Raw genomic sequence first — 12,035 nt, 5'->3', positions numbered from 1 at the left:
GATCCGGGCTTGCCGCCCTTTTCGTCACATCTGACACCCCTAAGAGAGAGGTGAGGGAAATGAGTGAACCGTATTTGCTTGAGATGAACGGCGTTTCCAAGGCGTTTCCCGGCGTACAAGCGCTGAGCGGCGTAACGTTGAAAGTCAGGCCTGGCACCGTCCATGCCTTGATGGGGGAGAACGGGGCGGGCAAATCAACGTTGATGAAATGCTTGTTCGGCATCTATAAGCCGGATGAGGGCGAGATTGTGCTGAACGGCCGAAAGACGGAAATCGGCAGCTCGCGCGACGCCTTGGAAAACGGGATATCGATGATTCACCAGGAGCTGCATCCCGTACCGCACCGGCCGGTCATGGAAAATATTTGGCTCGGCCGCTTTCCGATGAAAGGCTTCGGACCGCTGAAGCTGGTGGACGAGAAGCGCATGTATAAGGATACGATGGAGCTGTTTCGAGATTTAAACCTTTCGATCGATCCGAAAGCGCTGACCGGCTCCCTTTCGGTTTCGAAAGTGCAGTCCATTGAAATTGCAAAGGCGGTATCCTTCCGCTCGAAAGTAATCGTTATGGACGAGCCGACGTCGTCGCTCACGGGCAACGAAGTGGCCCAGCTGTTCGCCATTATTAACCAGCTGCGCAGCCGCGGCGTCTCCATCATTTATATTTCGCACAAAATGGAAGAAATTTTAACGATTTCCGATGATGTCACGATTATGCGGGATGGCCGCAATGTGGGCACGTGGCCGGCGGCGGAACTGACGACCGACATGATTATTACCCGTATGGTCGGCCGTGATTTGAACGAGCGATTCCCCGAGCGCAGCAATCGGCCTGGGGAGGTTTTGCTGAAGGCGGAAGGACTTTCTTCCCCGGATCCAAAGTCGTTTCAAAATGTCTCTTTCGAGCTGCGTAAAGGAGAAATTCTCGGTGTCGGCGGTCTTGTCGGAGCGCAGCGCACGGAACTGATCGAGGCGCTGTTCGGCCTGCGTGCGCTTTCTGCGGGCACGATTTCGCTCAATGGCCGGAAGGTGAAAATCAAATCGCCGGGCGATGCCAAACGGCATAAGATCGCCCTGCTGACGGAGGAACGGCGGGTAACCGGCATTTTTCCGGTGCTTTCCGTTTACGATAATACGATTATCGCGAACCTCGGGCGCTACCGGAACCGGTTCGGGCTGCTCAGCGAGAGCAGGGGAAGGGTTGAGGCTTCGCAAAATATCCAGAAATTCAGGACAAAGACGCCGTCGGTCGATACGCTCATCCGCAACTTGTCGGGGGGCAATCAGCAGAAGGTGCTGCTTGCCCGCTGGCTCTTGACCGATCCGGATATTTTGCTGCTGGACGAACCGACCCGGGGGATCGACGTAGGCGCCAAATTCGAGATTTATACCATTATTGCGGAGCTGGCGAAGCAGGGGAAAAGCGTCATCATGATTTCATCGGAAATGCCCGAGCTGCTCGGCATGTCGGACCGCATTATGGTCATGAGCGAAGGCCGGCTTACGGGCGTATTGAACGGCAAGCGGGCAACGGAACAGGAAATTATGCGGCTGGCCGCACAGCAGCGGATGGCGTAGCCGGGAGGGAACTGAATTGAATACCGAGGTTATGTTTCGAGTAAGACATTATATGACCCAGCGGGCGATCTTCCTTGTGCTCATTCTGCTGGTTATCGGGATCGCGATCGCCGATCCGGGCTTCTTGGCCTTCTCGACGCTGAGGGATATTTTGCAGCAGTCGTCTACACGCGCGATTATCGCTCTCGGGGCGGCGTTCATTCTCGTCACCGGAGGCGTCGACTTATCGGCAGGGCGGGTCGTCGGACTAACGGCGGTCGTCTCGGCGTCGATGCTGCAGATCGACACCTATGCGAACCGCTTTTTTCCGGATTTGCCCCACTTGTGGGTCGGTCTTCCGATTGTGATCGGGATATTCGCCGGACTTGCCGTCGGGCTGATCAACGGGCTTATCATCGCCAAGCTGAACGTGCCCCCGTTCATCGCTACGCTTGGGACGATGGTTGCCGTATATGGTTTCAACTCCATCTATTTCGACACAAAGCCGAACCAATCGCAGCCGATCGGCGGGCTGAGGCCCGATTTTACAAAGATCGGCTCCGGCTATATCGATTTGGGGGGCGGCTACTCGATTCCATACATTGTGCTGATCGCCATTGCCGTCGCCGCCGTCTGCTGGGTCGTGTTCAACAAAACTCGCCTCGGCAAAAACATGTACGCGATCGGCGGCAACGTGCAAGCCGCCCATGTATCCGGGATTAACGTCGCCCGCAACCTGATCGCGCTTTACGCCATCGCAGGCGCGCTGTACGGTCTCGGAGGCGTGCTCGAAGCGGCGCGTACAGGAGGCGCGACGAACAACTACGGCAACATGTATGAGCTCGACGCGATTGCGGCCTGCGTAGTGGGAGGCGTTTCGACGGCCGGCGGCATCGGAACGGTACCCGGCGTGATGGCCGGAGTGCTCATTTTCGGCGTTATCAATTACGGCCTTACGTTTATCGGGGTGAGCCCGTATTGGCAGCTCATCATCAAAGGGCTGATTATCGTCGCCGCGGTCGCATTCGATATCCGCAAATACGTAGCCAAGAAATAGCGCTGGCAGTCGAAGCCGGCTGTGAAGTCCCGTGCATGCAAGATGTGCGGGGCTTTTTCGTGCTACCCCGCCCAAACGGCTGCATCCAACCCCACTGAATTTGCTGCTTCCGAACGTTCGGATTCCGGAAAAGGTATTGTCAACTTTGCTGACGTCATTTACAATCTTTGGGAACAAAAGTAGAGAATTTTATCCCTTGATTGTTGAAATATGAACCTGCCGGACAGGAAGGTAGCGCCTATATAATGAACATGTAAACAAACCGAACGATAAATGGAGGAGGGGTACTATGAAGAGGAAATCGGTTATGCTGGTCATCGCATTGCTTCTGGCCGTTTCGGCGCTGCTGTCCGCGTGCGGCGGCAATTCGGGCGGGAATACGGCGAACACAGGGACGAATTCCGGAGGCAGCACCGGTACGACTACGACGACAGAGGAAAAAACGGAAGGGCAGCCGGCGGCGGCAGAAGCCGAGCCGTTCTCCATGACGCTTCGTCATACGCAAGTCGGGGAATCCAAAAAATTCCGCTTGGCGCTGCTGGAAGACGTGGTGAAGAAAACGGAAGCGGAAGTGCCAGGGCTTAAAATCGAGTTCGATCCGGTCGAAGACGCCGCCAACCGCTTCACGAAGCTTCCGGCGGAGATGACGGCCGGCAATCCTCCGCAAATTTTCGACCTGTTCGGCGGTTCGGCCGATGCGGTCAAATATGCGAAAGCGGGACGTCTGCTCGACCTGACTCCGATTCTTGACGAGCTTGGCATCAAAGACAAATTCATCGATCTGTCCCAATTTACCGTTGACGGCAAAATCTACGGCTTGCCGATCGGCGCGAGCCAGGAAGGATTTTTCTACAACAAGCCGCTGTTCGAGAAATTCGGTTTGAAAGTGCCGACGACGCTCGAAGAACTCGAAACTTTAATGGAGACGCTGAAGCAAAACAACGTCGCGCCGATCGCCATGGCCTCCAAAGCGGCATGGGTGCCGCTAATGCTGAACAATACGCTGATGGCCCGTTATGCAGGTCCGGATACGTTCACCGGTTTTGTCGACGGCTCGAAAAAGTGGAACGCTCCCGAAGTCGTTGCCGCTTGGACAAAATATAACGAATGGCTGGCAAAAGGCTACTTTATGAAAGGAGAGCTCGGATTCGACTATCCGGAAATGCGCAACCAGCTCATTACGGGCAAAGCGGGCCTCATGTTCGACGGCAGCTGGGCATCCTCGGTATTCGCGGATCCGGCACAGGCGGGCGACATGGTCGGCAAGGTCGGTTACTTCGCCGTGCCGGCGGTAGCAAACGGCACAGGCGACCAAACGTTCGTCAACGGCAATCATTCCAACGGCTACGGTTTCTCAGCCAACCTGAAAGAGAATGAAGTTGCGGCGGTTAAAGCATTCATCAAAAACATGTACAACGAAGAAATGCAGCTTCGCGGCCTAAAGGAGGATAATCTGCTGCCTTCCATGAAGGTGGAGGGGGATATGGCTTCCATCGTCCAGGATCCAACCTTGAAAGAAGTGCTATCCGTACAAGCGAAAGCGGCAGGCGCATTCCCGGTATTCGACGCATTCGTACAATCCGACGTTTACAAGGAAGTGGAGCTCGGAATTTCCCAGCTGATTGCAGGCAAAGGCAAAGCGGATCCGCAAAAAATATTGGATAAAATTCAATCCGTTCAGGATGCCGCAAATCAAAAATAATGGATCGGCGCAGCAACAGGTACCGCCCGTTTCGCGCGTGGCGGTGCCTGTTCCGTTTAACGGGTGCGCTACCCTGGAGGAAACATGGACAAAACGTTAAAAAATCCGCTCACGTACCTGTTGTTCGTGCTGCCTGCAATCGCGCTGTATGTGCTCTTCTTCATCTATCCGATGCTGACGACTTTCTATTACGGCTTTACCGATTGGGATGGACTCAATCCGGCGAAGTTCAACGGCTTCGATAACTTCGCCAAAGCGTTCAAGGACGACTTGTTCGTGCACGCCATTCGCAACAATATGATTTTCATCCTGGCTTCCGTCCTCATTCAAGTACCGCTCATCATTTTCTTTGCGCTCATGATCAGCGGCGTGAAGCGGCTGCAGCGCTTTTATAAAACGACGGTGTTTATGCCTTCGATTCTGTCAACCTCGGTCATCGGTATCTTGTGGGGGTTCATTTATGAACCGGATATCGGCTTGCTCAATCAGTTTCTCGGCCTGTTCGGAATCGAACCGATTTATTGGCTGGCGGAGCGGCAAACCGCGATGATCGCCGTATTGATCACCAATGCATGGCAGTGGATGGGCTTCTACATTATCCTTGTTCTTGCCGCCATCCTTGCGCTGCCGAAGGAATTGAACGAGGCGGCGGCCATCGACGGGGCGACGGGCATCCAGCGGGCGTTCAACATCACGGTTCCGCTCATCCGGCCGATCATTTCGGTCGTCATCATGCTGTCGATCGCCGGCGCGATGCGGGTCGTTGACATCGTGCTCGTCATGACGAACGGCGGACCGGCGGGCGAAACCGAGGTGATGGCTTCCTACATGGTCTCGCATGCGATTCAAAGCGGCCAATACGGCTTCGGCACATCGATCGCGATTCTCATCTTCTTGTTCGCTCTAGTATTGACCGCGCTCTATCAGCTGCTGTTCGCGAGAAAACAGGAAAGGATTGAATATTGATGCCGGCCGCGCTCAAGAAAGGAATTCCGCATCTACTGCTCATCGCATATGTCGTCGCCGTCCTTTATCCTTTCGTATTCGTCGTCTTTTCGTCGCTTAAGGAAAGCAATCAGGCAATCGCGGAAAATCCGTGGGGTTTTCCGTTTGAAATGAAGTTCGAAAACTACGTCAACGCGTGGGTGAACGCCAAAATAAGCGTCTACTTCTGGAACAGCCTTTACTTGTCCACCACTGCCGCCGTAAGCGGCGTGCTTATCGCCGCAGCGATGGCGTTTGCGATCACGCGCATGCGGTTTGGCCGCTCCAGCAAGCTGCTGACCCAATTTGTGCTGATCGGCATGCTTATTCCAGGCAATGCGCTGTTCATTTCCCAATATTTGCTTGTGCGCGATCTGCATATATTGAACACGCACTGGGCGCTGTTCCTTCCGTATGTCGCGGGCGCCGTGCCGATGAGCGTGCTGCTGATCGCCGCTTTCATGCGCGCCATACCCGGGGAACTGGAGGAAGCGGCCGTCATGGACGGATTGAGTTCGGCCGGTTTGTTTGCTAGAATTGTATTACCTCTAACCGTTCCGGCCCTGGTAACGGTATTTATCATCAATTTCTTGGGCAACTGGAATGAATTTCTTTTGGCCAACTTCTTTCTGAACAAAGATTCGCTGCGCACGCTTCCGACCGGGATGGTCGGCTTCCGCGACACGTTCCAGACGAACTACGCCCAAATGTGTACGGGCATCGTATACAGCGTCGTGCCGGTTCTGATCATTTACGCATTCCTTCAGGAAAAAATCATCGAAGGGCTTACAGCGGGCGGCGTCAAGGGCTGACCCGGGTTAAAAAAGGCGGGGATCCGGAATGAATTTGCGTTTCAAATTGTTCGCAGCTTTTTTCTCGCTCATCATTCTCCCGCTTTTCCTGCTCGGTGTAGCCTCCTATTTCATCATCTCCGATACGATAGAAAAAAAATATGCGCAGCAAACCGAATTAACGCTTAAAGCGGTAAGCCAAAGCGTCAATTTCATGTTCCGCGAAATGAACAAAGTGACCGACAACACGGTCGCGACATCCGCGCTGCAGCAGCTGCTGCATATGAAAGGGTACGGAAGGGGCGATTTAACCGAAATCAACTATTTGCAGCTCAACGAGATTCAGCGCAATTTCAGAGATTTGCTGATCAACCATCCGTCGGTCAGCTACTCGCTGCTGTACAGGCTGAACGAGAAGCGGGCCATGCCGATTTATTATAAGGATAATTTTACGGCGATGCCGTTCGACAAATTCAAACGGCTAAAGCTGTACGAGGAAGTCGTGAAATTGGCGGGCTTGCCCAAATGGATCGGTCCTTATGAGTATCCGCAGCTGACGGGCAGAGAGCTTTCTTTCAACCAAATCCGGATGGTGAAGGATGTCAATACGCTGAGTGATATGGGCGTTCTGCTCGTGCAAGTCAAAAGCACCGGCCTCGACGATATTTTCCGGACGTTCCGTTACAACCGCGGGAAGCACGATACCCGGTTTTATATCGTGAACGGCAGCGGACTGATCATGTTCGACAGCACGGGAGCCGATAAAGGCCGAAATCTGAGCGATCTGACCGAGGGGACGACGAGTCTCGGCGATACGTACGGGAATGTCCGCCGCATATTTAACGGACAGGACAGCATCCTGTCGAGCATCGGACTCGGGCTGGAGGATTGGCGGCTCGTATCGGTTGCTTCTTGGGATTCGCTGTCCGGCGAAGTGATCCGCATCATGCGGTGGCTCGTCGGCATCGTCGTCGTTTGCGTGCTGTCGGCGCTGCTGTTCATATTGGTGTTTGTGAACCGGATCGCCAAGTCGATCATCTGGATCGTACGCCAAATGCGCCGGGTGGAAAGCGGCGATTTAACCGTCCGCGTGCAGGAAAACGGGAGGGATGAGCTGTTCCTGTTAAGCCGAGGCTTCAACCGGCAGGTGGAGAAGGTCGGCGAACTGCTGGAGCAGGTGAAACGGCAGCGCGACCAGAAGAACCGGGCAGAGCTGCGGGTGCTGCAGGCGCAGATCAAGCCGCATTTCCTGTTCAACACGCTCGAGTCGATCAACGCGCTGGCCGTACAGAACAAAGGAATGGCGGTCAGCCAAATCGTGCGGAGGCTCGGCAGCATTTTGCGCATCAGCATTCAGGACAAAGAGGAGATCAGCGTCCGTCAGGAAATCGAGCATCTGCGCAGTTACCTGGATATTCAAAAATACCGGTTCGAGGACTTGTTCAACTATGAAATCGACGTGCCGGAGGAGCTGATGGACCGGGCGATTCTGAAGCTGACGCTTCAACCACTCGTGGAAAACAGCATCCAACACGGGTTCGAAGGCATTGACTATACCGGGTGCGTCCGGATCCGCGCCGAATCGGCGGGCAACGACACGGTGTTCTGGATTGAAGACAACGGACTTGGCATCGAGAGAGGCACGCTGGCCAAATTTCAATATATGTTCTCCGAAGAACAGCAGATCGCCTTTGCGGCGCCGCCGCTTAGCGAACGAAGAGGGCTTGGCGTTCGAAGCGTGGCGGACCGGCTCCGCATCCAGTATGGACGCCGTTACGGATTGTTCATCTGTTCGGAGCCGGGCGGCGGAACGGTCATTAAATGCACGATACCGAATTATTTTCCGGAGTGATGAACATGAAGCTTAAAGCGCTGCTTGTGGACGACGAGCTTCCGATTTTGCGCAATTTGCAGGCTGTTATTCCTTGGGAATCGCTTGGCATTGAGGTTGCGGCTGTGGCGACGAACGGCGAGAATGCGCTTGAAGCGGCGCAGACGCTGAAGCCGGACCTTATTCTGAGCGATATCCGCATGCCGAAGATGGATGGGATCCTCCTGCTTGAGCGGCTGCGCGAACGGGGCGTGGACAGCGAAGTTATCATCCTGACGGGTTATATGGAATTTGAATATGCGCGCTCCGTACTGCGTCAAGGCGCAAGGGATTATGTGCTGAAGCCGATCGATTATGAGGAATTGGAACGAATCGTCTCCCGGACCGCCGAAGACATCCGCCGGAAACGGCAGGCCGAGCGCGAAGAGCGGCAGCGGTGGGGCGCGGCTGTAGGGCTTGCCTATGAGAAAATGCTTTCCGACGCGCTTGTCGGCAGAACCGCAGCCGGGCAAAATGCGCTGCTTGAATCCGGCGGGCTTAATCCCGCCGATCTGGCCTATCTGTTCCTGTTCGCCGATCTGGACGTTTATTCGCGGGAATACGGCAGCCGTGAGGAGACCGAACGGAAACTGTGGAATTTTGCGGTACGTAGCGCGATGGAAGAGACGCTGCAGCAGTTCGGCCTCCAATACGCCGTCATACAGCTGCGCGAAGGGGAATGGTGCATGCTGCTGGAGCAAAACGGCATTCAGGGGGAAGTGGATCCGGAATGCGCTTTCGGGTATGCACGCCGGCTGCAGGAAGCGGTGCGGCTTCATGCGAACCAGACGATCAGCATGTCGGTTTACCCGTCGCTTGTCGGCCTCGCAGATTTGTATCAGGCTTACCGAAGCTTGCAGCTGTCGCTCCATTTGAATCCGGACCGGAATGAGTCGCTCGTGATGGCGGGCTGTTCAGGACGGCTGGACAGCTTGAACGTGTCGCTTTGGGATGACATGGAGCAGGTGGTCACAAGCTTGAAGCAGATGAACCACAAGCGGCTTGAAGATGCGTGGTCTGGGCTGACCGGACGTTTAAGGGAAATGGCGGGACATTCGTATGTGCGCGCAGAACGGTATTTACAGTATTTGAACCTGCATTTGATCCGAGAGCTGAGCAATATGAATCTGTTTGGCGAGCACGAGCACCGCGATCTGTGGACCCGGATGGAGTCGAGCGGCACGGTCAAGGAGCTGCTTGCCGGGATCCGGCACATTGCGGACCGGAGCTTGGAAGCTGCGCTCAAGCGCAAATCCGCCGATGTGCTCATGATGAAGGCAAAGGATTATATTGACCGCAACATCGCCAAAGATTTAGGCATCGACGAGCTTGCGGAGCTGCTGGGCATCAGCTGCAGTTACTTCAGCATGCTGTTCAAGCAGCATTTCGGCGAAACGTTCGTGGAATACGCAACGAGACAGCGGATGGAGCTCGCCCAGTCGATGCTGGCCTTCAGCGACAAGAGCGTTTCGCAAATCTGCAAGCAGGTCGGATATCACGAAAGGCGCTATTTTACAAAGGTGTTTCTGAAGTATGTCGGCGTGACCCCTTCGGAATACCGGGAATCGAAAAAAGAAACGAGCTGATAAGGCGTCGATTGCGTTGACAACTTGGTGCAATTCCTGTATAAATATTTGTAATTAAAAAGTGGAACATTGATGAATGGAACAGTAGTCCATAACAGACAGTCGCAGCGAGCCGGGATTGGTGCAAGCCGGTACGGATGTTTGGATGAAACGGATCCAGGAAATGGTTTGCCGAACTTCGAGCGTAGGCAAATCCGGTCGGCGACCGTTACGAAACAGAGGGGTTAAACGATTGGTTTAACACTTAGAGTGGCACCGCGGGAACTTAACGGCTCTCGTCTCTTATCAGGAGACGGGAGCTTTTTTGCGTTCAAAAACAGTTGGGAAAAGGAATGGTGCGATTTGTTAAACTATAAGACTCATATTGCCGAAAAGATTGCTGCTTTACTAACGGGTGCAGATGAGCAAGAAATTTTCAAGCTGCTGGAATATCCGCCTAACCCGGAGATGGGTGACCTGTCGCTTCCATGCTTCCGGTTAAGTAAAGCATTGAAAAGACCTCCGCAGGCGATTGCCGACGGATTGTCACAGAACTTAAAGGATGACATCATCGATCGCACAGACTCCGTGTCCGGATATTTGAATATTTTTTTGAGCAGAGGCCGCTTTGCCGAATCGGTAATAACGAGAATTAGGAATGAGGGAGCGAAGTATGGTTCCCAGGAGATCGGAAAAGGAAAAACGGTCGTCATCGACTACTCCTCTCCCAATATCGCAAAGCCTTTTCATGTTGCTCATCTTCGGTCAACCGTTATCGGAAATGCCTTGTATCAAATTTTCTCATTCCTCGGGTACAAATGTGTTGGCATCAATCACCTCGGGGATTGGGGTACGCAGTTCGGCAAGCTTATTGTCAGTTACCGGCTTTGGGGAAGCGCGGAGGAGGTTCAACAAGGCACGATTGATGAGCTTCTCCGGCTTTATGTCAAATTTCATGAAGAAGCCGAGAAGGATCCGGCGCTGGAGGACGAAGCAAGGGCCTGGTTCGTGAAGATGGAGCAGGGGGACGAGGAAGCATTGGCGTTGTGGCGCTGGTTTGTCGAGATCAGCATGGCGGAATTCCAAAAAATCTATCGCCTGCTGGGCGTTCAGTTTGATTCTTATGCGGGCGAAAGTTTCTACAATGACAAAATGGAACCGGTCATTCAAGAGCTCAAACAGAAAAACTTGCTGGAGGAAGATGAAGGCGCCTGGCTAATTCGTCTCGACCAATACGGTATGGCACCGGCCCTCATGCTGAAGAAGGACGGCAGCTCGCTTTATCACACCCGTGATGTCACGGCAGCGATTTACAGAAAGAAAACGTATCATTTCGATAAGGCGATTTATGTAACGGATTACGCGCAAAATTTACATTTTAAACAATGGTTCAAGGTTGTAGATCTGATGGGATATGAATGGGCCGGCGACCTTGAGCATGTGGCATTCGGTCGTGTCAGTATCGAAGGAATGAGTCTGTCCACCCGGAAGGGAAACGTGGTGAAATTGGAGGATTTGCTGTATCGAGCGATCAACAAAACAAGAGAGATTATCGAAGCAAAAAATCCAAACATGGAAAATAAAGATGAGGTTGCCCGGCAAGTTGGCGTAGGCGCGGTTATCTTTAACGATTTAAGTGGAAATCGCATTAAAGATATCGATTTTTCTTGGGAAGACGCGCTTAACTTCGAAGGGGAGACAGGACCGTATGTTCAATTTACCTACGCGCGGACGTGCAGCGTGATCCGCAAGGCGGGCGGTGATGAACGGATCTCATTAGTCAACCATGATGACATCGACGCCTCCCATCTGCAGAACGTGGAAGCGGTCGGTGTGCTAAAGCAACTCATCTTATTTACCGAACGCGTGGAACAGGCGATGCAGAAGCTGGAGCCGTCAATTGTAACGCGCTACCTCATCGACTTGGCTCAAGCTTTTAACCGCTTTTACCACGGGTGCCACATTCTGGTTGATGACCCTGCATTGCGCAGTGCCCGTCTTGCATTGGTTGAATGCGTTCAAATTACATTGCAAAGCGGATTGAGACTGATCGGGTTAGAGGCACCGGAGAAAATATAAAAATTAACCCTTATTCACATGACCGAACCAGCCCAGATTTTTGGAAATTTCTTTGGCTGCCGCAATGACTTTGCTTTTCAAGGCTGGAAGCTGAAACGGTTGAACGCGATGGTTCGGGCTTATCAAGGATAAGGCGGCCACAACGATATTGGAGTAATTACGGATCGGCGCGCTTAATGAAACAGCATTATGATCGGCAGAAACAATCAGCCTCATTTCATCATCGATAAATTTACGGACAATATGTTTAACGGCCTGATAAATGATCTCGCCATTTACGAAACTGCGCTGACCCGGGAAGAGATCGTAAGCAGCTACATTAGTATCAAGAAATTGTTTAGCGAACATGAGCTGCCCGTACCGGATACGGCGATGGATCGGAACCGCTATAAAGACGACAAACATCGGCCGCAACTTCATTTTATGGCACC

9 protein-coding genes and 1 other annotated feature are annotated in these 12,035 nt (G+C 53.3%); of the genes, 8 read left to right on the top strand and 1 reads right to left on the bottom strand.

What is annotated here, in order from left to right:
• Positions 1–59 precede the first annotated feature (59 nt).
• The 8 genes from VN24_RS27855 (at position 60) to argS (ending at position 11,604) form a co-directional block, all read left to right on the top strand.
• Positions 60–1,577 (top strand): sugar ABC transporter ATP-binding protein, encoded by a 1,518-nt coding sequence (locus VN24_RS27855; protein ID WP_045673614.1) that lies wholly within the window; start codon positions 60–62, stop codon positions 1,575–1,577.
• Between the two features lie 31 nt (positions 1,578–1,608).
• Positions 1,609–2,613 carry a galactose/methyl galactoside ABC transporter permease MglC gene (gene mglC, locus VN24_RS23085; protein ID WP_045673613.1) on the top strand — a complete coding sequence of 335 codons (1,005 nt, stop codon included), beginning with the start codon at positions 1,609–1,611 and terminating at the stop codon, positions 2,611–2,613.
• 289 nt (positions 2,614–2,902) lie between these two features.
• Positions 2,903–4,315: an ABC transporter substrate-binding protein gene (locus tag VN24_RS23080; RefSeq protein ID WP_045672340.1), complete on the top strand. Its 1,413-nt coding sequence runs from the start codon at positions 2,903–2,905 to the stop codon at positions 4,313–4,315.
• A gap of 84 nt (positions 4,316–4,399) precedes the next feature.
• Positions 4,400–5,281, top strand: coding sequence for a carbohydrate ABC transporter permease (locus VN24_RS23075; protein ID WP_045672339.1), 882 nt, complete (start codon positions 4,400–4,402; stop codon positions 5,279–5,281).
• Positions 5,281–6,111: a carbohydrate ABC transporter permease gene (locus VN24_RS23070; protein WP_045672338.1), complete on the top strand. Its 831-nt coding sequence runs from the start codon at positions 5,281–5,283 to the stop codon at positions 6,109–6,111. The genes VN24_RS23075 and VN24_RS23070 overlap by 1 nt, the downstream gene beginning before the upstream one ends.
• A 28-nt stretch (positions 6,112–6,139) precedes the next feature.
• Positions 6,140–7,942, top strand: coding sequence for a cache domain-containing sensor histidine kinase (locus VN24_RS23065; RefSeq protein ID WP_045672337.1), 1,803 nt, complete (start codon positions 6,140–6,142; stop codon positions 7,940–7,942).
• 5 nt (positions 7,943–7,947) lie between these two features.
• Complete coding sequence (locus VN24_RS23060; RefSeq protein ID WP_045673612.1) at positions 7,948–9,546, top strand: response regulator transcription factor; 1,599 nt, start codon at positions 7,948–7,950, stop codon at positions 9,544–9,546.
• A 63-nt stretch (positions 9,547–9,609) separates the two neighbouring features.
• Positions 9,610–9,832, top strand: a binding site (T-box leader).
• A gap of 56 nt (positions 9,833–9,888) precedes the next feature.
• Complete coding sequence (gene argS, locus VN24_RS23055; protein ID WP_045672336.1) at positions 9,889–11,604, top strand: arginine--tRNA ligase; 1,716 nt, start codon at positions 9,889–9,891, stop codon at positions 11,602–11,604.
• Between the two features lie 3 nt (positions 11,605–11,607).
• Here the strand turns inward: argS and VN24_RS27160 are convergent, their stop codons facing one another.
• On the bottom strand, positions 11,608–12,024 hold the full coding sequence (locus VN24_RS27160) for an IclR family transcriptional regulator domain-containing protein (RefSeq protein ID WP_158453706.1): 417 nt from the start codon (positions 12,022–12,024) through the stop codon (positions 11,608–11,610).
• Positions 12,025–12,035: the final 11 nt, after the last annotated feature.

Source organism: Paenibacillus beijingensis, from assembly GCF_000961095.1.
In the GTDB taxonomy this organism is placed as follows: domain Bacteria; phylum Bacillota; class Bacilli; order Paenibacillales; family Paenibacillaceae; genus Paenibacillus_O; species Paenibacillus_O beijingensis.
Note: the sequence above shows the minus strand (reverse complement) of the source record. Positions and strands in the feature narration are given on the sequence as shown.